General features: G+C 66.1%; 19 protein-coding genes and 3 pseudogenes. 12 read left to right on the top strand and 10 right to left on the bottom strand.

Annotated features, from left to right (window positions below):
- Nucleotides 1-88: 88 nt before the first annotated feature.
- The 6 genes from DW355_RS09465 (at nucleotide 89) to accD (ending at nucleotide 7,198) form a co-directional block, all read left to right on the top strand.
- Nucleotides 89-2,392: a FimV/HubP family polar landmark protein gene (locus tag DW355_RS09465; RefSeq protein ID WP_207388004.1), complete on the top strand. Its 2,304-nt coding sequence runs from the start codon at nucleotides 89-91 to the stop codon at nucleotides 2,390-2,392.
- A gap of 42 nt (nucleotides 2,393-2,434) precedes the next feature.
- Complete coding sequence (gene truA, locus DW355_RS09460) at nucleotides 2,435-3,247, top strand: tRNA pseudouridine(38-40) synthase TruA (RefSeq protein ID WP_131279570.1); 813 nt, start codon at nucleotides 2,435-2,437, stop codon at nucleotides 3,245-3,247.
- A gap of 59 nt (nucleotides 3,248-3,306) precedes the next feature.
- Nucleotides 3,307-4,008: a phosphoribosylanthranilate isomerase gene (locus DW355_RS09455; protein WP_131279568.1), complete on the top strand. Its 702-nt coding sequence runs from the start codon at nucleotides 3,307-3,309 to the stop codon at nucleotides 4,006-4,008.
- A gap of 17 nt (nucleotides 4,009-4,025) precedes the next feature.
- Complete coding sequence (gene trpB, locus DW355_RS09450) at nucleotides 4,026-5,366, top strand: tryptophan synthase subunit beta (RefSeq protein WP_131279566.1); 1,341 nt, start codon at nucleotides 4,026-4,028, stop codon at nucleotides 5,364-5,366.
- On the top strand, nucleotides 5,363-6,223 hold the full coding sequence (gene trpA, locus DW355_RS09445) for a tryptophan synthase subunit alpha (RefSeq protein WP_131279564.1): 861 nt from the start codon (nucleotides 5,363-5,365) through the stop codon (nucleotides 6,221-6,223). Before trpB ends, trpA begins: the two co-directional genes overlap by 4 nt.
- A 102-nt stretch (nucleotides 6,224-6,325) precedes the next feature.
- Entirely contained in the window at nucleotides 6,326-7,198 is an 873-nt protein-coding gene (gene accD, locus DW355_RS09440) for an acetyl-CoA carboxylase, carboxyltransferase subunit beta (RefSeq protein WP_131279562.1), read from the top strand.
- Nucleotides 7,199-7,344: 146 nt separating this feature from the next.
- Here accD and DW355_RS09435 read toward each other — a convergent pair whose 3' ends face one another.
- Nucleotides 7,345-7,905, bottom strand: coding sequence for a YggT family protein (locus tag DW355_RS09435; protein WP_131279560.1), 561 nt, complete (start codon nucleotides 7,903-7,905; stop codon nucleotides 7,345-7,347).
- Between the two features lie 134 nt (nucleotides 7,906-8,039).
- Between DW355_RS09435 and lysS the strand changes: the two genes are divergently transcribed.
- The 5 genes and pseudogenes from lysS to DW355_RS09410 form a co-directional block, all read left to right on the top strand.
- Nucleotides 8,040-9,593, top strand: a complete 1,554-nt coding sequence (lysS, locus tag DW355_RS09430; RefSeq protein WP_131279558.1) for a lysine--tRNA ligase — start codon at nucleotides 8,040-8,042, stop codon at nucleotides 9,591-9,593.
- Nucleotides 9,594-9,627: 34 nt separating this feature from the next.
- A complete protein-coding gene (locus tag DW355_RS09425; protein WP_131279556.1) occupies nucleotides 9,628-10,701 on the top strand; it encodes an MBL fold metallo-hydrolase in 1,074 nt (357 codons plus the stop codon).
- A gap of 320 nt (nucleotides 10,702-11,021) precedes the next feature.
- On the top strand, nucleotides 11,022-11,918 hold the full coding sequence (locus DW355_RS09420; RefSeq protein ID WP_131279554.1) for an ABC transporter substrate-binding protein: 897 nt from the start codon (nucleotides 11,022-11,024) through the stop codon (nucleotides 11,916-11,918).
- A gap of 15 nt (nucleotides 11,919-11,933) precedes the next feature.
- A complete protein-coding gene (locus tag DW355_RS09415; RefSeq protein ID WP_131279552.1) occupies nucleotides 11,934-13,514 on the top strand; it encodes an amino acid ABC transporter permease/ATP-binding protein in 1,581 nt (526 codons plus the stop codon).
- Nucleotides 13,515-13,552: 38 nt separating this feature from the next.
- Nucleotides 13,553-14,800, top strand: a pseudogene (locus tag DW355_RS09410) (acetamidase/formamidase family protein); the annotation flags it as partial.
- 126 nt (nucleotides 14,801-14,926) lie between these two features.
- Here DW355_RS09410 and DW355_RS18550 read toward each other — a convergent pair.
- A pseudogene (locus DW355_RS18550) lies at nucleotides 14,927-17,318 on the bottom strand (acetamidase/formamidase family protein).
- A 97-nt stretch (nucleotides 17,319-17,415) separates the two neighbouring features.
- Between DW355_RS18550 and DW355_RS09400 the strand changes: the two are divergent.
- On the top strand, nucleotides 17,416-17,805 hold the full coding sequence (locus DW355_RS09400) for a RidA family protein (protein ID WP_242671094.1): 390 nt from the start codon (nucleotides 17,416-17,418) through the stop codon (nucleotides 17,803-17,805).
- Between the two features lie 21 nt (nucleotides 17,806-17,826).
- Here DW355_RS09400 and DW355_RS09395 read toward each other — a convergent pair whose 3' ends face one another.
- The 8 genes and pseudogenes from DW355_RS09395 to lepB all read right to left on the bottom strand — a co-directional run bounded on the left by DW355_RS09395 (nucleotide 17,827) and on the right by lepB (nucleotide 24,095).
- Nucleotides 17,827-18,165, bottom strand: coding sequence for an antibiotic biosynthesis monooxygenase family protein (locus DW355_RS09395; protein ID WP_131279548.1), 339 nt, complete (start codon nucleotides 18,163-18,165; stop codon nucleotides 17,827-17,829).
- Nucleotides 18,166-18,223: 58 nt separating this feature from the next.
- Complete coding sequence (gene nagZ, locus DW355_RS09390; protein ID WP_131279546.1) at nucleotides 18,224-19,318, bottom strand: beta-N-acetylhexosaminidase; 1,095 nt, start codon at nucleotides 19,316-19,318, stop codon at nucleotides 18,224-18,226.
- A gap of 11 nt (nucleotides 19,319-19,329) precedes the next feature.
- On the bottom strand, nucleotides 19,330-19,722 hold the full coding sequence (acpS, locus tag DW355_RS09385; RefSeq protein WP_131279544.1) for a holo-ACP synthase: 393 nt from the start codon (nucleotides 19,720-19,722) through the stop codon (nucleotides 19,330-19,332).
- Nucleotides 19,723-19,732: 10 nt separating this feature from the next.
- Entirely contained in the window at nucleotides 19,733-20,491 is a 759-nt protein-coding gene (locus DW355_RS09380) for a pyridoxine 5'-phosphate synthase (RefSeq protein WP_131279542.1), read from the bottom strand.
- A 4-nt stretch (nucleotides 20,492-20,495) separates the two neighbouring features.
- Nucleotides 20,496-21,244, bottom strand: a pseudogene (recO, locus tag DW355_RS09375) (DNA repair protein RecO).
- Between the two features lie 121 nt (nucleotides 21,245-21,365).
- On the bottom strand, nucleotides 21,366-22,304 hold the full coding sequence (gene era, locus DW355_RS09370; protein WP_242671093.1) for a GTPase Era: 939 nt from the start codon (nucleotides 22,302-22,304) through the stop codon (nucleotides 21,366-21,368).
- Between the two features lie 45 nt (nucleotides 22,305-22,349).
- Nucleotides 22,350-23,036: a ribonuclease III gene (gene rnc / locus DW355_RS09365; protein ID WP_242671367.1), complete on the bottom strand. Its 687-nt coding sequence runs from the start codon at nucleotides 23,034-23,036 to the stop codon at nucleotides 22,350-22,352.
- A gap of 69 nt (nucleotides 23,037-23,105) precedes the next feature.
- Entirely contained in the window at nucleotides 23,106-24,095 is a 990-nt protein-coding gene (gene lepB / locus DW355_RS09360) for a signal peptidase I (protein WP_131282566.1), read from the bottom strand.
- Nucleotides 24,096-24,103: the final 8 nt, after the last annotated feature.

Below are 24,103 nucleotides of genomic sequence, written 5' to 3'. Positions count from 1 at the left end.
TGGTACTTTTTGAATTTCAGCCCCTGTCCGATTCTCGGAGGCCCTCGTGATTTCCGCCCAACCCCACCGCGCCCGCAGGCAACCAGGCGTGCTTCAGAAAAGCGCCTTGGCACTGGCCTGCGCGACGGCGCTCGGTTTGTTCAGCGCCGCGGCCCATGCGCTGTCCCTGGGCCGCGCGGTGGTCCAGTCGTCGCTGGGTGAGCCCCTGCGCGCCGAGGTCGAGCTGCTGGACATCAGCAACGAAGACGCCGCCTCGCTGCGCGCGCGCCTGGCCTCACCGGCCTCCTTCGCCGCCAGCGGCATGGAATACAGCCCCGCACTCAATGGCCTGCAGATCACGCTGCAGCAGAAGAATGGGCGGTATTTCTTGCGTCTGAGCAATCCGCAGAGCGTCAGCGAACCGTATGTCGACCTGATCTTGGAAGCCACCTGGGCCTCGGGCCGGCTGGTGCGCGACTACACCCTGCTGTTCGATCCGCCAGCAGGTGGCGCACAGGCCGCCAGCGCCCCAGAGAGCGGCAAGGCGACGGACGCCGTGCCCGAGGGCGGCGCTCCCGTGTTCACGCCGCCCGTGACGACGGCACTGCCTCCGCCCGCGGCCCCGATCCCCGAACCTGCGCCCGCCGCCGAGCCGGTGGCGCCTGTGGCCTCGGCAGCCCCCATCGAACCCGCGCCATCCGACACGGCCACCCCCGCAACGGCGGAGCCTGTGGCGCCCGAACCCGCGCCCGCTACCTCTGTGGCCAGCGAAACGCCGGCCGCGGCCGCGACCAATACGGCAGCCGCAGCCCCTCCTCAGCCGACCCCCCAGGACACCGTGTCCACGCCCCCGGCGAAGACCGCGGCGGCGCCAACACCCGCGGCCGCAAAGCCCGAACCCGGCAAGCCTGGCCCCGCCCGCAACACGCGCATCAACGTGAAGTACGGCGACACGGCCGGTGAGATCGCCATGGCCCAGTTGGCCAAGCAACCCGCCTATGTCCAGGTTTCGCTCAACCAGATGCTGGTGGCGATGCTGCGCGCCAACCCGAACGCCTTCGTCAATGGCAACGTCAACCGCCTGCGCACGGGCGCCGTGCTGACCCTGCCCGGCGCCGAAACAGCCCAGAACGTGAGCCACGCCCAGGCGCGCCAGCTCGTCATCGCCCAGAACCTGGACTTCGACGAGTACCGGCGCCGGCTGGCAGACGCGGCGCCGGCCCGTGCTGCCGCAGCCCAGCGCCAGAGCGCGGGCAACGTGCAGCCCCAGGTGCAGGATCGCCGGACCGCCGCCACCACGCCCGATCAACTCACTCTGTCCAAGGGTGCGGTACAGGCGCAAAACGCGCAGGCTCTGGCCCAGGAACGCCAGGCCAGGGAAACCGCGGAACGCAGCGCCGCGCTGAACAAGAACATCGCCGAATTGGAGCAGCTGAGCAAGGCAACCACCCCCACGCCCCCCGGCTCGGGACCTGCGGCCTTGCCACCGGGCGCCGCGCCGACACCCAATGGCGCAGCGACCGGCTCGGTGCCGGTCGCGTCGGCCGCAGGCGCGGCCGCTCAGGACGCCGCGGCTGCAACGCCGGAGCACAGCCCCTCCTTCGATGAACTGGTCAATGACCTGCTGGCCAACCCGGTCGTGCCCGCCGTCGGCGCGGGCCTGGCAGCCCTGCTGATCGGTCTGCTGGTCTACCGTCGCCGCAAGCAGCGCCCGGCACTCGACGAGTACCAGGACAGCATGCAGGCCAACGAGGGACCGACCGACGCGCAAGGCGCGCCCTCGGTGCCCGCCGGTGATGATGTGGATCCGGTGGCCGAGGCGGAGCTCTACCTCTCCTATGGCCGTGACCAGCAAGCCGAGGACATCCTCAAGGACGCGCTGCCGCGCCAACCCCTGCGCGTGGCCATACACCAGAAACTGGCCGAGATCTACGCCAAGCGGGGTGACCTCGCCAACTTCGCGCTCATCGCCACCCAGGCCCATCAGGCCAGCGGTGGCAACGGCCCCGAGTGGGACGTGATCAGCGTGCTGGGACGCGAGCTCGATCCGGACAACGCCCTGTACCAGTCCGGCGAGGCGATGAGCAATATCTCGCCCGACGCCGACCTGGATTTCGGCGACGCGGCGCCGGCCGCTGCCGCAGCGCCAGCGACTGCCCGGGCAGAGGCGCCTCCCGTGGACTTCGACCTGAGCAGTCTGTCCCTGGACCTGGACGGGCCCTCGCCCAGCCTGAGCGCGGCCACCCCGGCCGAGGACGAAGACGATCCGCTGGCCACCAAGCTGGCCCTGGCGGACGAGTTCAAGGCCATCGGCGACACCGATGGCGCGCGGGCCCTGATCGAGGAAATCATCGCCGAAGCCGATGGCGAGATGAAATCGCGCGCCGAGCAGGCCCTGGCGGCCCTCGGTTGATGCAGCCGCGGCGTGCCGCAGCGCGGACCTGAGAACCGCGGCATGCGCGTCGCCCTGGGCCTGAGCTACGACGGCACGGCCTACGAAGGCTGGCAAAGCCAGTCCTCGGGCCGCACGGTTCAGGATCGGCTCGAACATGCCCTGGGCCGTTTCGCCAACGAAGGCATCACCACCCTCTGCGCCGGGCGCACCGATGCGGGCGTGCACGGACTGATGCAAGTAGTGCATTTCGACACGACGGCGGAGCGCACCCCTTACGCCTGGGTGCGCGGCACCAACACCCATCTGCCGGCCGACATCGCCGTGCAGTGGGCGCAGCCGGTGCCGGACTCGTTCCATTCCCGCGCCAGCGCGACCAGCCGCCGCTATGCCTATGTGCTGCTCGAATCCCCGGTACGTCCCAGCGTGGAGGCGCGGCGCGTGGGCTGGGTGTTCCAGCCGTTGAACCTGGATGCCATGCAAGCCGCCCTGCCCCATCTGCTGGGTGAACGCGACTTCACCTCCTTCCGCGCCGCGGCCTGCCAGGCCCTGTCGCCCATCAAGAACCTGATGCGGGTGGAAATCAGCCGGCGCGGCACGCGCGCTGGCAGCCAGGCCCCCGACACTTGTTATTGGCGTTTCGAGTTCGAGGCCAGTGCCTTCCTGCACCACATGATCCGCAACATCATGGGGTGCCTCATCGTGATCGGCCAGGGCAAAAAATCACCATCCTGGATGGCCGAGGTTGTCGCGGCCCGCAGCCGGGATGCCGCCGCGCCGACCTTCATGCCCGACGGGCTTTATTTCCTCGGGCCGCGCTACGACGCGCACTGGGGCTTGCCGGACCGCACCGCCGCGTTTGACTGGTTACCTTGAGTGCCAGCCCTGCGCGCCTGCTTGTCACCGAAGCAAGCCGCCCCAGCTAACATCACGCCATGAGGACAAGAATCAAAATCTGCGGCCTGACCCGCGAACAGGACGTGGACGCCGTGGCCCAGGCCGGCGCCGATGCCGCCGGCTTCGTGCTCTACGACAAAAGCCCGCGCCATGTCCTGCCGCACCGTGCCGCCGTCCTGGCACGGCGTCTGCCTGCCTTCGTCACACCCGTCCTGCTCTTCGTCAACGCCACGCCGGGCCAGGTTAGGCAGGCCTGCGAGTTGATTCCCAACGCCGTGCTCCAGTTCCACGGCGACGAAACGCCCCAGCAATGCCTGATGCTGGCCAAGGCCGCCAGCGAGCGGCCGCATCCGCGCGCCTTCCTGCGCGCCGCCCGCATTCCCTTGCAAAGCGGGATTGGTGAAACCGGGGTGGCGTTCGACCTCGTAAAATACGCGCACGATTACGCCCATGCCCAGGCCATCCTGCTCGACGCTCAGGTCGAGGGGTATGGTGGTGGCGGCAAAACATTCGAATGGTCACAGCTTCCTCCAAACGTCAACGCTCACCTCGTCTTGAGTGGTGGGTTGACGCCTGCAAATGTGGGCGATGGCATCCGCCTGCTGCGGCCGCGCTGTAAATCGCTGGCCGTGGACGTGAGCTCCGGCGTCGAAGCCTCCAAGGGGGTCAAGGACGCCGGGAAGATCCAGGCCTTCGTCGCCGCCGTGCGCGCACAAGACACGCCGGCAACGCGGGCATAAACCCTTCGGAACCCACCATGCCCGATCACCCGCACTCCGACACCCTGCGGGGCACTTCCGCCCTGCCCGACGCCTCCGGCCATTTCGGCCCCTACGGGGGCAGCTTCATCAGCGAAACGCTGACCCAGGCGGTCAACGAACTCAAGGCGACCTACGCCAAATACCAGCACGACCCGGAATTCCTCGCGGAATTCCAGTACGAGCTGGCCCACTTCGTGGGCCGTCCCTCCCCCATCTACCACGCCGCGCGCATGAGCCGTGAACAGGGCGGCGCGCAGATCTTCCTCAAGCGTGAGGACCTCAACCACACGGGCGCGCACAAGATCAACAACACCATCGGCCAGGCCTTGCTGGCGCGCCGCATGGGCAAGCCGCGCGTCATCGCCGAGACAGGCGCAGGCCAGCATGGCGTGGCGACCGCGACCATCTGCGCGCGCTACGGCCTGGAATGCGTGGTCTACATGGGTAGCGAAGACGTGAAGCGCCAGTCGCCCAACGTCTACCGCATGAAGCTGCTGGGCGCGACCGTGGTGCCCGTGGAAAGCGGCAGCAAAACGCTCAAGGATGCGCTCAACGAGGCCATGCGCGACTGGGTGGCCAATGTGGACAACACCTTCTACATCATCGGCACCGTGGCCGGCCCTCACCCGTATCCAATGATGGTGCGCGATTTCCAGAGCGTGATTGGCGAGGAATGCCTGGTGCAGATGCCCGAGATGCTGGCACGCGCAGGCTGCAAGACCACGCAACCCGATGCCGTGCTGGCTTGCGTGGGCGGCGGCAGCAATGCCATGGGCATCTTTCACCCCTACCTCTCGCATGCCCAGACCCGGCTGATCGGCATCGAAGCCGCCGGCCAGGGCCTGGACACGGGCAAGCACGCCGCGTCCCTGCAGCGTGGCACACCCGGCGTGCTGCACGGCAACCGCACCTATGTGCTGCACAACGACGATGGCCAGGTCACGGAAACCCACAGCATCAGCGCCGGTCTGGACTATCCGGGCGTCGGCCCCGAGCACGCCTGGCTCAAGGACACGGGCCGCGCCGAGTACGTGGGCATCACCGACGAGGAAGCGCTGGCCGCCTTCCACTACCTCTGCCGCACCGAGGGCATCATCCCGGCGCTGGAATCCAGTCATGCCGTGGCCCATGCCATGAAACTCGCCAAGACGATGCGGCCGGACCAGAGCCTCCTGGTCAACCTCTCGGGCCGGGGCGACAAGGACATCGGCACCGTGGCCGACCTCTCCGGCGTGGATTTCTACGACCGGCCGTCCATGCGCGGCCACACGGTCAAGGGCGGCACCGGCCCAGCCGCGCCGTCCTTGACCACGGGCCTGGGGAGCCATAAAACATGAGCCGGATCACCACCACCTTCGAGAAACTGAAAAGCGAAAAACGCAAGGCCCTGATTCCCTTCGTCACCGCCGGCTACCCTTATCCCGACATCACACCCGCGCTGATGGCGGGCTTGGTCGACGCCGGCGCCGACGTGATCGAACTCGGCGTGCCCTTTTCCGACCCCAGCGCCGACGGCCCGGTGATCCAGGCCGCGGGCGACAAGGCCCTGGCTGCAGGCATCGGCCTCAAGCAGGTGCTGGCCATGGTGCGTGAGTTCCGGCAGAGGAACCAGACCACGCCCGTGGTGCTCATGGGCTACGCCAACCCCATCGAACGCTACGACCAGTTGCATGGGCATGGTGCCGGCAAACCGGGGGATCCCGCGCCAGACGCCGCCGAATCGGCCTTTGTGCGCGACGCCGCGGCCGCCGGCGTGGACGGCGTGCTGGTCGTGGATTACCCGCCCGAAGAGTGCCAGCAGTTCGCGGCCCGGCTGCGGGCCCAGGGCATGGACCTGATTTTCCTGCTCGCCCCCACCAGCACGGATGAACGCATGGCCCAGGTGGCCCGGCTCGCCAGCGGCTATGTCTACTACGTCTCGCTCAAGGGCGTCACCGGCTCGGGTGCGCTGGACACGAGCGCCGTCCAGGCCATGCTGCCGCGCATCCGCCAGCACGTGAAGATCCCGGTCGGTGTCGGTTTCGGCATAAGGGATGCGGAAACCGCCAAGGCCGTCGGCGAGAGTGCCGACGCGGTGGTCATCGGCAGCCGCATTCTCCAACTGATCGGCGACAAGCCGCACGCACAAGTCGTTACGGTTGCCATGGACTTCCTGCGGAGCATCCGCAGGGCCCTGGACAGTTTGGAGGGATAATCCCCGCCTCGCGCGCCCGTCGCCGATTGGCGACACACCGGCCCCTGCCGGTGCCGGCCGGTGCGCCCATCCCGATCTCTTCCGATCTGAGAGGAATCCAACATGAGTTGGCTCGAAAAACTTCTGCCCCCGAAAATCCAGCCCAGCGATCCGGCGGAGCGCCGCACCGTGCCCGAGGGCCTGTGGATCAAGTGCCCGAGCTGCGAATCCGTGCTTTACAAGACCGATCTGGAGCACAACCAGAACGTCTGCCCTACCTGCAGTCATCACCACCGCATCGACGCTCGCACGCGGCTCAACCTCTTCCTGGACAACGAAGGCCGCTACGAGATCGGCCAGGAAGTGCTGCCCGTGGACGCCCTCAAGTTCAAGGACAGCCGCAAGTACCCCGAGCGCCTGAAAGAGGCGCTGGAAGCCACTGGCGAGACCGACGCGCTGGTCGTCCAGGGTGGCGCGGTGCATGGCATCGGCGTCGTCGCGGCGGCGTTTGAATTCGGCTTCATGGGCGGCTCCATGGGTTCCGTCGTCGGCGAGCGTTTCGTGCGCGGCGTGGAAACGGCCATCGAGCAGAAAGTGCCTTTCGTGTGCTTCACCGCCACTGGCGGCGCACGCATGCAGGAAGGTCTGCTCTCGCTGATGCAGATGGCCAAGACCAATGCGGCGCTGACCCGCCTGGCCAAGAAGAAGCTGCCCTACATCAGCGTGTTGACCGACCCGACCATGGGCGGCGTCTCCGCCGGTTTCGCCTTCGTGGGCGACGTGGTGGTCGCCGAACCCAAGGCCCTGATCGGCTTCGCCGGTCCGCGCGTGATCGAGAACACGGTGCGCGTCAAGCTGCCCGAGGGCTTCCAGCGTGCCGAGTTCCTGCAGGAAAAGGGCGCCGTGGACTTCATCTGCGACCGCCGCGAACTGCGCAAGACCGTGGCCAGCACCCTGGCCATGCTACTGCGCCAGCCCGCTGATGCGCTAATCTGAGACCTTTCCCCGTCATCGTCGCCAGCCTCACCGGGTAGCGACGACAGATGAAAAAACGCCAGCTTGCGCTGGCGTTTTTTCATTGCAACAAGACCCGCAGGTTTAGGCGGGGCACCGCTCCGTACGGGCACCCGCCTGGGTGGAGGTCACAGCAAGGCCACACCCTGCAGATAACCCAGCACGATGCTGGCGACCTGCAAGAGCACCAGCAGCACCAGGGGTGAGAGGTCGATGCCTCCGATCAGGGGCATGTAACGGCGGATCGGTGCCAGCAGCGGCACCACCAGCCGGTCAATCAGATCGGCCATGGCGCTGCGTGCCTGTACCCAGGACAGCACCGCATAGATGATCACCAGACCGGTCATGCCCGAAATAACCAGGCGCAGCACGCCAAAGCAGGCCAGAACCAGCACGGCAACGTAGCTGTAGGCCACGCCCTGGAGCAGCCAGAGCAGGGAGAACTGCGCCAGTTCGATCAGCCAGGCCGCGACCAAGCTGGCCAGATCCCAGCGCCCGATCGCCGGCAGCACACGCCGCAAGGGCAGCACGATCCAGTCCGTCAGAACGAAGATGAAACGTCCCAGCGGATTGCCCGAGCTGGTCGACATGGGAATGCGCTGTTGTTGCATGTAGAGGCGCAACAGGCAGGCACCGCCCAGAACGCTGGCGGCAACTTCGAGCAGGAGGGAAACGATCTGGAACAGCATGGGTGGACGATCGGCAGAGGAAGAACAAGACGGTCCGGGCCGGCGCCGGACCCCGGCGGGGAAGGCCGATGATAGCCTCTCATAAAATGGCGGGTTCGGGCCGCTTGGCGGCCTCCTCTTTCATTGCCCTACCCATGTCCGAAAACCAGACCCCCGCCCCGGCGACCTCGCAGCCAACCGCCGCGCAAGACGACAACCAGCTCATCGCTGAACGGCGCGAAAAGCTGAAAGCCATCCGCGAGCAGCAGGTCCAAGGCCAGGGCCCGGCCTTCCCCAACGACTTCAAGCCCAAGGACCGCGCCGCCGCCATCCACGCGGCGCACGAAGGCCAGACGCCCGAAGGCCTGCTGGAGCAGGCGCCGCGCGCCAGCGTGGCCGGCCGCATGATGCTCAAGCGCGTCATGGGCAAGGCCAGCTTCGCCACGCTTCAGGATGCCACGGGCCGCATCCAGCTCTACGTCACGCGCGACGCGGTGGGCGAAGAGGTGTACGCAGCCTTCAAGCACTGGGACCTGGGTGACATCCTGGCCGCCGAAGGCACCGTGTTCAAGACCAAGACCGGCGAACTCTCCATCCAGGTCAGCCAGATCCGCCTGTTGACCAAGAGCCTGCGTCCCATGCCAGACAAGTTCCACGGCGTGGCCGATCAGGAAGTGAAGTACCGCCAGCGTTACGTCGATCTGATGGTGGACGAAGAAGCGCGCAAGCGTTTCACCGCGCGCAGCAAGGCCGTGGCCTCGATCCGAGACTACATGGTGCAACACGGATTCCTCGAGGTCGAGACGCCCATGCTGCACCCGATCCCGGGCGGCGCCAACGCCAAGCCCTTTGTCACGCATCACAACGCGCTCGACCAGGAAATGTTCCTGCGCATCGCGCCCGAGCTCTACCTCAAGCGCCTGGTGGTCGGCGGCTTCGAACGCGTGTTCGAGATCAACCGCAACTTCCGCAACGAAGGCATCTCGGTGCGCCATAACCCCGAGTTCACGATGATGGAGTTCTACGCGGCCTACTGGGACTACCAAGACCTGATGACCTACACCGAAGGCCTGGTGCGCCATGCCGCTCAGCAAGCCACCGGTACTCTGCAGCTGATGTACGGAGGAAAGGCGGTTGATCTCAGCAAGCCCTTCGAGCGCCTGACCATTCGCGAAGCCATCGCCAAGTACAGCGAAGCCGGCAACGCGCATGTGGACGACGCGGCCTGGCTGATCGGCGCGCTGCAGAAGCTGGGGCTCTCCGAAGCCAAGAACAAACTCTCTACCCGCTCGCTGGCGGGACTGCAGGTCCTTTATTTCGAGGAAGTGGTCGAGGAAAAGCTCTGGCAACCCACCTTTGTGATGGAGCATCCGGTGGAAATCTCGCCGCTGGCGCGCGCCAGCGACAAGCACCCCGAGGTGACCGAACGCTTCGAGCTCTACATCACGGGCCGTGAATTCGGCAACGGTTTCTCCGAGCTGAACGACGCCGAGGAACAGGCGCGGCGCTTCCAGTCGCAAGTGGAAGCCAAGGACAGCGGCGACGACGAAGCCATGTACTTCGACCACGACTTCGTGCGTGCGCTTGAATACGGCATGCCGCCCACGGGCGGCTGCGGCATCGGCATCGACCGCCTGATGATGCTGCTGACCGACAGCGCCAGCATTCGCGACATCATCCTCTTCCCGGCCCTGCGTCGGGAAGGCTGAGCCAGGCGGCTCGCCGGTTCACGCACGGGTCGTCATGAAGCAAAACCCCTACTACGACCCGTCCAAGCCACACCATCGGCCCCAGGGTTTCCAGAACGTTGACCGGGAATTCCCGGGCAAGAGTCTGGCCGAGGTGCTGCGCTGGAAGATCGAGGCCAGCCGCAGGTCCCTGCCACCGCCGCCCTCGGCCCCGATCCCGGCCGTGCCGCCCGATCTGGACTTCCTGCACCGCAACGCCCGGGCCGGTGCAGCCATGCAGCCTGCGGTGACCTGGATTGGCCATGCCACGGTGATGGTGCAGATGAGCGGCCTCACCCTGCTGACCGACGCGATGTTTTCCGAGCGCGCGTCGCCCCTGTCTTTCCTCGGCCCCAAGCGCCACCAACCCCCAGGGGTGGCGCTGCGCGATCTGCCGCACATCGATCTGGTGCTGACCTCGCACAACCACTACGATCACCTGGACGCAGCATCGGTGCAGGCCCTGAACCAGCAAGCCGGTGGCCCCCCGCAGTTCGTCGTGCCCTTGGGCCTCAAGCCCTGGCTGACGGCGCGCGGCGTGAACCGCGCTGTCGAGCTGGACTGGTGGGACAGCCACCTGGTGCAGGCGCCTGGCGGAATGGTGGACGTGGTGCTGGCGCCGGCGCAGCACTGGTCCGCGCGCGGCCTGGGTGATCGCATGGCTACGCTCTGGGGCGGCTTTGCCGTGTTCGGCCCTGACTTCCACCTCTTCTTCGCTGGCGACACCGCGTATTCGCGCGAGTTCTCCGCGCTGCGCTCGCGCTACGCCGAGCGCCAATCAGAGTCGGCGGGGGGCGGTTTCGACCTCGCCCTGCTGCCCATCGGCGCCTACGAGCCACGCTGGTTCATGCGCGACCAGCATGTGAATCCTGAGGAAGCCGTCACGATCCACCACGACTTGGCGGCCAAACGCTCGCTGGGCATGCACTGGGGCACGTTTGCATTGACCGACGAGGCACTGGACGAGCCCCCCAGGGCGCTGGCCCAGGTACTGCGCGAACGGGCCATCGACGAGCAGGATTTTTTCGTGATGGCGATCGGTGAGACGCGGGTGCTGCCGCCCCGGCGCCGGCGCCGGCCCGAAGCCTGACAGGTCGACTGCGACTTCAGGCGCGCGCTCGAACACGGCATGCCGCCCATCTGGGGCTGCGGCATCGACCGCCCGATGATGCCGCTGACCCACGGCGCCAGCATTCCTTTGGGCGACCCCGCCAGATAGGTGCATGGCCGCACGCATTCGGGACCGCCTCACCCCTGCGTGTCCCGTTTCCGTGCAGGCCTGGCCGGCCGTACAAGGAATCGTGCGCCCGCGCACAAGTGCATTGGCACACCACTCCCTAGACTGGGCTCACGCGGTCACGAAACCGGACATGGGGTCCGGCCGGTCCGCCCACCAGGAGTGTCCCCACCATGAAGCGCCTTTTCCTTCCCTCGCGCGCGCGCGGCCTGATGGCCGCCCTCGTCACCCTGAGCCTTGCGCTCTTCGCGGCCACGGCCCAGGCCGAAATCTTCACGCCCCCGGCCGCCGAATGCGCGGCGCTGCAAGCCAAGTACCCGCAATTCAAGGGCAAGACCCTGGTCAACGCGATCAATCCGCACACACCGGGCTACGAAACCATCGACCCCAAGGACCCAAGCAAGTACATCGGTTTCGACATTGACCTGGGTGAGACCATCGGCGCTTGCCTGGGCTTCAAAGTCACGTACAAACCCGTCACTTTCGCCGCGCTGCTGACCACGCTGCAGTCTGGCCAGGCCGACTGGGTCATTTCCGACATCTACGCCACGAAGGAGCGCGCCCAGGCCGCCGACTTCATCACCTACTCCAAGGTGTTCGACGGCGTGCTCGTCGCCAAGGGCAACCCCAAGAAGATCACCGGCATCAACACCACGCTGTGCGGCACCACTGCGGCCGAAAACACGGGCTATGTCGAGGTGCCCCTGATCCAGGCGCTCGCCCCGGAGTGCAAGAAAATCGGCAAGCCCGCACCCGAAATCCAGCTCTACGACAACAACCAGAGCTGCATCCAGGCCATCCTGACCGGCCGCGCCGACACCTACATCAACGACGTGAACACCGTGGACAACGCGGTCAAGGCGTTCCCCGACAAGCTGGAAAAAGCCGTTGCCGTGACCATCCCCTACTCGGTGGGCATCGCCGTGCCGCGCAACAAGACCGATTTCCGCGACGCCGTTACGGCCGCGCTGCTCACGCTCCAGAAAGCCGGCATCCAGACCGCCATGCTGAAGAAGAACGGCCTGCCGGTCGAGAACCTCGAAGCGCCCAAGCTGGTTCTGGCGGATTGAGGTCGGGCTCGCGGCATGGACAAGTTCCTCCACTATCTCACCCTGCCCTGGCTGCTGGAAGGGATCTACTTCACGCTCGCGGCCACGGCCATCGGCCTCTTGGGCGGGATGGTGGTCGGGCTGCTGCTCGCCACGATGCAGCTCAGCCGCTTCAATGGGCTGTCCGTCGCGGCGCGGGCCTATGCCGTGATCTTTCGCGGCACCCCGCTGCTGCTGCAGATGGTGTTCTTCTACAACGCCCTGCCTTACGTCGGCATCAAGCTCTCGGGCCTGATGGCGGCCGGCCTGGCGCTGGCCTTCAACGAGGCCACCTTCATCGCCGAAATGTTCCGTGCCGGCGTGGTCAGCGTGGACCGTGGCCAGGTATTGGCCGGCCAGGCCCTGGGCATGGCGCCCGCAACGCTGATGCGGCGCGTGGTGGCCCCGCAGGCCCTGCGCACCATGATTCCGGCCTTTGGCAACGAAGCGGTGAGCACGCTCAAGAACTCCTCGCTCGCCTCCTTCATCGCCGTGCAGGAACTGACACTGCGCAGCACGCAGCTGGTTTCGGCCAATTTCGATTTCTTTTCCGTTTTCCTCGCCTCGGGCATCATGTACTTGGTGCTCACAGGCGTGATTGGCGTGTTTCAGCTCGCGCTGGAAGCGCGCTTCGACCTGGACCGCCACGGCGCACGCGGCCTGGCCCGCTGGTTGCCCTGGACCAGCGCCTGCGGCGCGGCGGCGGCCCCCACGCCGGCCGCCATGCAAGCGGCGGGTGACAGGCCCTCGCCAACCAGCGGCCTGGATGAGGCGGCCAAGGCAGAACGGGCCGCCCGGCTCGCCAACGCCCCCGTCGCTGTGCGCGTCAACGGCCTGACCAAGGTCTACGGGGGACAGGCCGTGCTCGCCGACCTCCATCTGACCATTGCCGCCGGCGAAGTCGTGGCCCTGCTCGGCCCCAGCGGCTCGGGCAAGAGCACCCTGCTGCGCTGCATCAACCACCTGGAAGGCTGGGACGGCGGCCAGATTCACGTCGGCGGCCGGCGCCTGGGCTACCAGCCCGGCGGCCAATTGATGAGCCCGGGCGACCTTGCGCGCGAGCGCGCCAGTGTCGGCGTGGGCATGGTGTTCCAGCAGTTCAACCTGTTCGCTCATCTGACGGCACGCGAGAACATCGCCGGCCCCCTGCGCTGGGTACACGGTTGGAACGCCGACGAAGCGGACCGGCGTGCCCTGGAACTGCTGGCGCGGGTGGGGCTGTCGCACCGCGTGGAATGGCTCCCGCGCCAGCTCTCGGGTGGCCAGCAACAGCGCGTGGCCATCGCCCGCGCGCTCGCGCCCCGGCCCAGCGTTCTGCTGCTGGACGAACCGACCTCGGCGCTGGATCCGGCCTTGGTGAACGAGGTGCTGGACGTGATCCGCACCCTGGTGCGGGAGGAAGGGCTGACGATGATCATCTCCACCCATCAGTTGCACTTCGCCGCCGAAGTGGCCGATCGGGTCGTCTTTCTGTCCGGCGGACGCATTCTCGAAAGCGGTCCCGCCGCGACTGTGCTCAAAGCCCCCAGCCACCCCGAGACCGCCCGTTTCCTCAACGTGATGGCAGCCCAGGCCTGACGGATTCAGGCCTCGTATTTTTCGGAAGAACGCCCATGAAACAACATCTGCTCCGCGTTTCGCCCCAGACCGTGCACTGGGGCTACTTCAGCAAGGCCGTCGCGCCGGCCCTGACCGTTCGTTCCGGCGACCGCGTCACCATCGAAACCCTGACCCACCATGCCAACGACGACCACGAACGCATGGTGGCCGGTGACGCCGGCGCGGAATCCATTTTCGCGTGGACCCCCGAGCACAAGGCCATGCCCCGGCGCGGCGCGGGTCCGACCACCGGCCCCTTCCAGATCGGCGAGGGCGAAGGCGTGGGCGTGCACCTGCTGACCGGCCCCGTGGCCGTCGAGGGCGCTGAACCCGGCGACGTGCTGGAGGTGCGCATCCTCGACGTGCTGCCGCGCCCGAGCTGCGGCCCCGGCCATGCGGGACGCTGCTTCGGCAGCAACGCGGCAGCCAACTGGGGGTTCCAGTACCGCGACCTGATCGAGGAACCCAAGCCGCGCGAAGTCATCACCATCTTCGAACTCGATGCCTCGGATCGTGAAGCGCCCGTCGCCCGCGCCGTCTACAACTATGTCTGGACGCCGCAGACCGACCCCGACGGCGTGCTGCACGCCACCATCGACTACCCCGGCGTGAAGGTCGATCACAGCAAGGTCAGGAAGCGCGAGAACATCCTGCCCAACGTCCAGGTGCCGGCGCGCCTGCACTTCGGCACCATGGGCCTGGCGCCGTCCGAGTCCGATTACGTCAGCTCGATTCCACCCAGCTACACCGGCGGCAACATCGACGACTGGCGCATCGGCAAGGGCGCCCGCATGTACTACCCCGTGGCCGTGGCCGGTGCCTTCTTCTCGGTTGGCGATCCGCACGCGGCGCAGGGCGACAGCGAACTCGGCGGCACGGCCATCGAATGCTCACTGACGGGCGAGTTTGAATTCGTGCTGCACAAGAAGAACCAGCTTGCGGGTACCTTGCTCGAAGGACTGGAACACCCGCTGCTGGAGACGGATGAACAGTGGTCGGTCTATGGTTTCACCTTTGCCAACTACCTGGCAACGCTGGGGCCGCAAGGCCAGACCACCGTCGGCGACAAAGCTTCGCTTGACCCAGCCATGCGCGATGCCTTCCGCAAGCTGCGGCGCTTCTTGATGACGGTGCACAAGCTCAGCGAAGATGAAGCAATTGCGCTCATGTCGGTCGCGGCGGATTTTGGCGTGACCCAGGTGGTGGACGGCAACTGGGGGGTGCATGGCTCGATACGCAAGAGCGTGTTTCAGCAGAAGCGCTGAGCCTGTCCGAACGCTGCGGCGTTGGCGTTGCACGAGTGGTACGGGGCGCGCCCTTCGTGCAACGCAGGCCACGATGGCGTGGCGGCGTTTCGCACAGACAGGCTCAGCGCGAACCGAACGGCCGTTTCAAGCCCCCTTCTTCCGTCCATCGAACAGCGATTTACGGATCACGGCATGTACGCCCCAGTTGCCGTCCACGACTTGCGTGACACCGAAATCCACGGCCACGGACATGAGCGATATGGCTTCGTCCTCCGTCAATCCCATGGCCGTCATCAGAAAACGCCGGGTCTTGCGAAAGGCATCGCGCATGGCCGGATCGAGCGAGGATTTTTCGTAGATCAGGCTGCGCGCTTTCTCGCCCAGTTCCTTCATGTAGTTCGGATGCGAAAAGCCGTGCAACACCCATTCATCGGCCGTCTCGACCAGCGGGTAGTCGATGTCAGCGTAGGGCTCGTCGCGCAAGTCCGCCGCCTTGTGCAGGATGATTTGGAACACGCCGGTCAGGGAGCATTCGATGGCCGTGCCGCAGAGTTCGCTGTCGCCCTGCGACGCATGTGGGTCGCCCACCGAGAGCAGGCCACCGCCAACCGCCACGCGCAGATAGACCGTCGCGCCTCTGGCGATGCGCCAGTTGTCGAGATTGCCGCCGAAGTAGGACGGCGGCACCGAATCGACCAGCCCCGTCTCGGCCGGGGCCAGGGCGATCACGCCGAAATGAGGACGCACGGGAATCTTTACGCCCCTCAGCACCTCGTGGTTCTCGACGATGGACGCCCTGTCCACCGGCACACCGGGGTAGTCGATGGTGGCGTGCAGCACACCGTCGGGGTCGGTCTGTGGCGTCCAGCGGAAGTTGTAGACCGCGTGGGCGCACCACTTGTGCGCTGCTTGGCCCGGATTGCAATCCACCTCGTAGATCGTGACCACCTCGCGCGGCTTTGGCTCCTCCAGCAAGTCGTCGTAGTGAAACCCCCACCAGGCGGCGGCGTTGCTGCCGAAGGCCCGACCCTCGTACTTCGCGTTGGCCGCCAGGCGCGGCGCCAGATCGAGGATGCGCACTTCCAGCACGTCGCCGGGTTCCGCGCCGTCAACCGCAACGGGGCCGGTCAGGATGTGCACGCCGAACCCCTCGCCGCTGCCACGACCATAGATCGAGGCATCGGCCGGACCCGCGCCACGTCGGTCCACGGCCTTGCGCTCCTTCGTCCAATGGAACACGCTTTCCGCCCCGAATCGCCCTTGATCATGCGTTCATGGTCATCGTAGGCATGCTGGGTCAGCGTCTCGATGGTCACGATGTCGCCGGAGGCGATGGTCAGCGCGGGTGCGATGGCGTGACTGAAATAACCCCAATGGATGGTCTCGGCCGTGGCCGGCAGATGGTGATGCCGTCCGGCCACGCCACCGGCACCAGCTGTCGCCGACGTCACGAAGGCGGCACCAGATGGCGCGCCATCGCGTGCGTCGTGCGTGTCATGAGGCGCCCGGTGCTCGCCCGGGGGCGGTGCTGCGGCCGGGGTCTCGAAATACCCCGTGGGCCAGCCGCGCTGGATGCGCTTGCGCAGTGTTTGCTGGCTGGCCTCGTTGGCTTGCTGGCGGAACTGGCGCGGCGACATCTGGTAGTGGTCACGAAAGGCATGGCTGAAATGCGCCGCGTCGTTGAAGCCCCAACGGAAACAGATGTCGGAAATCGAAAGATGCCCGTACTGGCGATTGGCAAGGTCGGCACGGCAGCGGTCCAGCCGCCGCTGACGCACATAGGTGGTGAAACTCAGGCCCATGCCCTCGAACAGTTTCTGCACCAGGCGTTCGGAGATCCGTTCGTGCGTGGCGACCATGGCAAGCGTCAGTTCCGGGTCGCTCAAAATGCCCTCGATGAACTGACACACCCGCCGCAGCGTGGCCGCCTGCGTGGGGCTGGCGGCACCTGCGTCGCGCCGCGCGGCCAGGCTGCTGGCCAGGAGCTCCGAGAGCGACAGTTCGACCGGTGCAATCTCCTCATCGCTCAAGGCATCCAGGGCTTCGGCCAGCCCCCCAGCGTCCCGGCAATCAGGCGGCCCATGCCACCCTGTCCGGACAGATGACCCGACACGACACCACCACCTTGCGGCAACCTGGCCTTGAGCGCGCTGCCCGGCAGAGACACCCGGAACTGGCGGAAATCGGTGTGGAAGACGGCGCTCGCCTCGGCCTGCGCCGGTCCGTACACGATGTCGCCCGGCGCGAGCTGCACCAGCTCACCGCCCTCATGCCGCCACGAGGCTTCCCCAGCCTGGTGCAAGATCAGCCAGACCTGATCCGCCTCGCCTCGCACATGCGCCAATGTCTGGGGCGACGAGGCAATGCGCGCCAGACCCACGCCCCGACTGGTCCGTCCGTCGGCCAAGGTGCCGTACAAGGGCGCCGCGCCGGATGCCAGCACAGGCTGCAACCGGTGCGGACTGAGTGCCTCGCTCCACACGCGCAGCCGTTGGTGCACGGGGTAGGACTCGGTGGTGAACTGCTTGAAGCGCATGCGTGTGGCCCCCGTGGAGCCCCCAAAATGCGCAAGATGCATGCCATTTCACCGGGCCGGAACTTGCTTTGACCACCAACCTGAAATGGAGAACACCATGCCCCCACTCTTCCACATGATCGGCGGCGCGCCCGACCCGGTCGCCCCTTTCAGCCACGCCGTTGAGGCCGATGGCTGGGTTTTCGTGACGGGTCAGATGCCTTTCACCGGAACTTCGATCGACACGCCGTACCCCGAAGGCATCGAGGCCCAGACGCACGCCGTGATGGGCAACCTGCGCACCGTGCTGGAGGGCTGCGGGCTGGATCTCTCGCATGTGCTCTCGGCGCGCATCTTTCTGACCCATTTCGAGGAAGACTACGAGCGCATGAACGCCGTCTACCGCGGCTACTTTGCGGCTGGGCGGCTACCCGCCCGCACCTGCGTGGGTGTCAGCGGCCTGGCCAAGGGCGCACGCGTCGAGATCGACTTCATCGCCCGCCGCTGACACGGCGGCCGGCCGGTGGGCTCACGGCCCGCCCCAGGCCCGTTCAACCCGCGCCACGCGCAGTTCGTAATGCTCGTACCACTGCGCGCGACCCTGCGCCTGCGCCACCTGATGCTCGGCATGGCGGCGCCAGGCGACGATGTCTTCCTCGCTGCGCCAGTACGACACGGTGATGCCAAAGCCGTCGGCGCCGCGCACGCTTTCCACGCCCAGAAAACCGGCTTGCTGCGCCGCCAGTTCCACCATGCGCTCGGCCATGGCGCCGTAATCACCCTCCCCCGGCGTGCGGCGGGAGGAAAAGATCACCGCGTAATACGGCGGCTCGGGAAGACGGGCAAATGGGGCGAGGGCATCACTCATGGAAGTACCTTCTTGCGTTGCGGGCTGCCGTGCCCACCTTCGGAGGGCTGTATGGCCATCACGGCAGCAACTCCAAGGCCCGGACATAGGTCGGGTCGACCATCAAGGCGTCCCAATCCAGTGCGGGTATGCGCGGCAGCAAATCGAGGCGACGCTGTTCGCTGGCTTCGGAGGGCAGCCAGCGGCCTTTGATCTGCGCCTCGGCCAGGCCATCGATCAGCTCATCGATGGGCGCGCCTTGCACGCCATTCGCGCCGTCCTGCGCCACCACGCTCTGGTTGCAGAGCAGCACAAGGTCACAGCCTGCCGTGAGGGCGGCCAGTGCGGCTTCGGTGGTGCTGACGGACCGGCCCTCGATCACGCGCGCGCCGGCCATGCTGAGGTCGTCGCTGAAGATCGCGCCCGTGAAGCCCAGGCGCGTGCGCAGAATGTCGTTGAGCCAGGTGCTGGAGAAACCCGCTGGGCGCGTGTCCACCTTGGGGTAGACGACGTGCGCGGGCATCACGCTGGCCAGCGTGGTGTTCAGCCAGGCGTAGGGCTGGGCATCGTCAGTCAGGATGGCCTTGAGGCTGCGCCGGTCCACGGGAATGTCGGTGTGGGAATCCGCCGCGACGAAACCGTGGCCAGGGAAGTGCTTGCCGCAGTTGGCCATGCCGGCCTGCAGCAGGCCGTGCATCAGGCTCTTGGCCAGCAGTGTGGCCACGCGGGCGTCCGGGTGGAAGGCGCGGTCGCCAATGACACCGGAGGGCCCCCAGTCCAGGTCCAGCACGGGCGTGAAACTCAGATCGACACCACAGGCGCGCAACTCGGCAGCGAGCACCTGGCCACAGGCGGTGGCGGCATTGGTAGCCGCCATCGCGTCCTTCATCCAGAGTTCACCCAGGCGTCGCATGGCGGGCAGGTGCGTGAAACCATCGGTCTTGAAGCGTTGGACACGGCCGCCTTCGTGGTCCACGCAGACCAACAGATCGGGGCGCAGCGACTTGATCTCGTCGTTGAGCGTGGTCAGCTGGGCGCGGCTCTGCCAGTTGCGCGCGAAATGGATCACACCGCCGACCAGGGGATGCGCGAGGCGGCGGCGGTCGTCGTCGGTGAGGGACAGCCCCGCCACGTCGATGACGAGGGGTGCGTGCTGGGAAAGGTTGGCAATCATGGCGTGGGTTTTCAGTCTTTTTCGACCACGACGAAGCTGGCGGCGTAGTCGGTTTCGTCGGTCACGGTCACGTGGGCGCGCAGGCCCTGGGTTTCGAACCAGGTCTTGAGCTCACCGCCGAGGCGGATGTAGGGTTGGCCGCTGGCGTGGTTGAGGATCTCGCAACTGCGCCAGGTCATGGGCATGTGGATGCCCAGACCAATGGCCTTGCTGAAAGCCTCCTTGGCCGAGAAGCGCGTGGCCAGGTAACGCAGGCCGCGGTCGGGCCAGCGCGCGCTGCGGGCCAACCAGACCTTCAACTCGGCCTCGCCGAGCACATGCCGGGCGAATCGCTCGCCCCGGCGCTCGAAACTGGCCCGGATGCGACGCACGTCGCAGATGTCGGTGCCGATGCCGTAGATCATCGTCACTCCCTCATGCCGTTTCACGGATGCAGCGCAGATAGTCCTGCACCGTGGCGGCATAACCCAGCTCGAGCGCATCGGCGATCAGCGCGTGGCCGATGGAGACCTCCTTCACGCCGGGCACGGCACGCAGGAAATCCGTGAGGTTGCCGCGGTTGAGGTCGTGGCCGGCGTTCACGTCCAGCCCCGCGTCCCGCGCGGCGCGGGCGGCGGCGGCGAAGCGCTGGAGTTGCACGGCCTGAGCGGCACCCCCGTGGGCGGCTGCGTAGGGCTCGGTGTAGAGCTCCACCCGATCCGCGCCCAGGGACTTGGCGGCAGTCATCACCTGTGGCTCGGCGTCCATGAACAGGCTCACGCGCACGCCCAGCGTATGGCATTCGGCGATCAGGGGCTGCAAGCGCTCAGCGTCATCCGCGCCTGGCTCGGACAGTTGCCAACCGTGGTCACTCGTGAACTGCCCCTCACTGTCAGGCACGAAAGTCGCCTGGTGGGGTCGCACGACACGGATGAAATCCATCAGGTTATGGAAAGGGTTGCCCTCGATGTTGTATTCGCGACCGGGCCAAGCCTTCAACAGTTCCGCGAGTTCATGCACGTCGCGCGCGCGGATATGCCGTTCGTCCGGACGTGGATGCACGGTGATGCCCTGCGCGCCGGCCTGCAGGCACAGCGTGGCTGCGCGTGTGACGCTGGGAATGTCCAGGTGACGGGTGTTGCGCAGCAGCGCCACCTTGTTGACGTTGACCGAAAGTGCGGTGGTGGGGGTCATGATTTCAAAGACTTTGGATATCCATCATCAGTTGGCGGGTACGCAAAGTCCCACCGCCACAATGGTAGTGGAGCAAGGCCCGCAGCTGCGGCTTGAGCTCGGACGCCACCGCGGCGCAGGCCCGCACGGCATCGAGGAAGGACGCCTCGGGCGCCAGCGCAACATGCAGGGCCCGCCATTGGGTGCCATCCAGCGTGGCGCGGTCCTGGGCCTGCGCCAGGCGCAAGCCGCCCTCGGGCACCAGGCAATAGACGGCACGTGCCTCCAGCGGGCCCAGAGTCAAGGTTTGCATGTCCAGAGCCGGCAACAAGCCCGCCTCGCGCAACATCAGCAACTCAAAGGCCCGCAGCGACGCCTGCAACACCTCGCCGTGCTCGGACGCCAGCAGGCGCACCACCTGGGTGTAGATGTCGAACAGCACCGGATGCGGGTCATCGCGGGCAAGCAGGCGGATCAGCAACTCGTTCAGGTAATACCCCGAAAGCAGCGCATCGCCGGTGGGCATGACATGCCCCCCGCCCATTCGGCGCTTTTCAGGGTGCGCACCTCGCCTTCGCCGCCGTAGCCCAGGCGCAAGGGTTGCAAGGGCAATAGCACGGGGCGAAAACTGGATGTCGGGCGCTTCACGCCCTTGGCCGCCAGCGCCAGTCGTCCATGGTGGCGCGTGAACACCTCCAGGATCAGGCTGGTTTCACTCCAGTCGTAGCGGTGGAGCACGAAGGCCGGCTCGTCCGTGATGCGCCGGGTGACCATGCATGCAGCCCGCGAATCTCAGGCCAGAGCACCCGTGGAACCGGCTTTGCCGGACCACTGGGTGCGCCCCCTCGAGGGGGTATGTCGACCCACACGATGTGGGAGCGCAACGGGGGGGATCCTATTCATATCCGAAGGAGCGGACCCGGGCCTCGTCATCAGCCCAACCGGAACGCACCTTGACCCAAAGCTCCAGGAAAACCTTGGCGTCCATCAGCTTCTCCAGTTCCTGGCGCGCTTCCATGCCAATGCGCTTGAGCCGCTCGCCCTTGTCACCGATCACCATGGCCTTGTGGCCATCACGCTCGACGACGATGGTGGCGGCGATCTTGACGAAACGGCTGGCCGTCTTGCCGGGCTCTTCCTCAAACTTGTCGATGACCACCGTCGAGGTGTAGGGCAGTTCGTCCCCCGTCAAGCGGAACAATTTTTCGCGCACGATCTCGCCCGCGAGAAATTTCTCGCTGCGGTCGGTCAGCTCGTCTTCGCTGTACCACCAATCCTGTTCGGGCAGGTATTTTTCGCAGATGCCGAGCAGGCGCTCGATGTCCTTGGGATTCTTGGCCGACAGCGGCACCATCTCAGCCTTCGCACCGAGGCGTTCAAACCGATGCTGCATCTCCTGCAGCCAGGGCGCCAGTTCAGCGCGATGCTTGATGGTGTCAAGCTTGTTGGCGATCAGCAGCACGGGCACACCTTCGGCCAACAACTTGAGTACCTGCTCATCGGCCTGGTTGAAGCTTCCGGCTTCGACGACAAAGAGCACCAGATCGACGTCGCCCACCGCGCCCTGCACAGTCTTGTTGAGCGAGCGGTTGAGCGCGTTGCCGTGCCGCGTCTGAAAGCCGGGCGTGTCGACAAACACGAACTGCGTCGCGCCTTCGGTGCGCATACCCGTGATGCGGTGGCGGGTGGTCTGCGCCTTGCGCGAGGTGATGCTGATCTTCTGCCCCACCAGGGCATTGAGCAGGGTCGACTTGCCGACGTTGGGCTTGCCGACGATGGCAATCAGACCGCAACGTCGGGCGGATGCAACTTGAGGCGTGTTCGTGTCAGGCATGGTCATACCCCCCAATGCACGGCGGGTTCTTGTTCGTGAATGTGCTCATGACGCGTCCCGCGCTTTCAAGGTCTGCAGCATGGCCGCGGCAGAGGCCTGCTCACCGGCACGGCGAGAACCGCCAATGCCACGTTCGGTCAACTGAAATTCCGCGACCTCGCATTCCACATCGAAGGTCTGGCGGTGCGCCGCGCCGGTGGTGGCCACCACGCGGTACAGCGGCAACTTCAGCTTGCGCGCCTGCAGCCATTCCTGCAACTCAGTCTTGGGGTCCTTGGCGCTGGCCTGCATCTGCGGCGTGACCTCGACCTTTTCATACAGGTGATGCACCAAGGCCTGCGCGGCGGCATACCCTGCGTCCAGGTACACCGCACCGATCAGCGCCTCCAGCGCGTCGGCGAGGATGGAGGGGCGCTTGTTGCCACCAGACCGAAGCTCACCCTCGCCCAGACGCAGCAAGTCGGACAGGCCAAGCTCCATGGCCAATTGATGCAGGGTTTCCTGCTTGACCAAGTTGGCGCGGATGCGCGACAGGTCTCCCTCAGGCAAGGCATGCAGGCGCTGGTAGAGCAGGTCGGCGACGGCCAGGTTCAGTACCGAGTCGCCCAGGAATTCCAGGCGTTCGTTGTGATCGGCGCAGAAGCTGCGGTGCGTCAAGGCCCGCTGCAGCAGTGCAGCGTCGGAGAAGGGACGCTGCAGATGGTCTTGCAGACGTATCTGCAAAGTGCTCAGATCAGCCACGTTGCCTCTGGGTTTTCCGCGCATTCATCGGCATGACGACGCGCATCCATGGAAAGAATTTCAATCGAAGAAACCGATGCGCTTGAAGTCACCGAAGTTCATCCAGATCATGAAAGCCTTGCCAACGATGTTCTCATCCGGCACGAAACCCCAGTAGCGCGAATCGAGTGAATTATCCCGGTTGTCGCCCATCACGAAATAGTGGCCTGCGGGCACCGTGCAGCGCACGCCCTCCTCGCTGTAACGACAGGCCTCGCGGAAGGGGTAATTGCCGATCTCTGCCTCGGCGAAACCGCCGCGTCGGTTCGTGTCCACGATCAAACGATGCGCCTTCGGCTGGGTGGGCGCGCCCAGGATCTCGCCGTATTGCTTGAAATAGCGCATGGCGTCCTCGTCGAAGAACTCCGGCGACTCAGTGGTGGGCACCACCTGCCCGTTGATGGTCAGGCGCTTGTTGGCATAGGCCACCTCGTCGCCTGGCAGGCCGATCACGCGCTTGATGTAGTCCTGGCTGGGCCGCGGCGGGAAGCGAAACACCATCACGTCTCCACGCGCCACCGGTGCGCCGTCGGTGATCTTGGTGTTGATGACCGGCAGGCGGATGCCGTAGTGGTACTTGTTGACCAGGATCAGGTCGCCCACCAGCAAGGTGGGAATCATGGAGCCAGACGGGATCTTGAAGGGTTCGTACAGAAAGGACCGCAGCAAGAATACCGCCGCGATGACCGGGAACAGACCCGCCGTCCAGTCCAGCCACCAGGGTTGAGCCAGCAGGCGGTTGCGTGCTGCCTGCACCATTTCCTCGCTGACTGCTTCGCCCCCATCCAGGCCCGCCAGCGTCTTGCGCCGTTGTTCGGCTTGCGCCTCCAGTCGGGCTGCCGCGGCCCTGCGTCGGGGCAGGAAATAAAAACGCTCTGCCAGCCAGTACAGACCGGTCACGAACGTGGCCAGGAACAGCAGCAGGGCAAAGTTGCCTTCGATGTTGCCCAGGTACCAGGCACCGATGTAACTCGCGAAAGCAGCCAGCACACAGGCCGTCAGATATTGCATTGCCATGT

The organism is Hylemonella gracilis, assembly GCF_004328645.1.
GTDB classification, from domain to species: Bacteria; Pseudomonadota; Gammaproteobacteria; order Burkholderiales; family Burkholderiaceae_C; genus Hylemonella; species Hylemonella gracilis_B.
The sequence above is the reverse complement of the archived record's forward strand: the minus strand, read 5'-3'. Positions and strand labels throughout refer to the sequence as shown.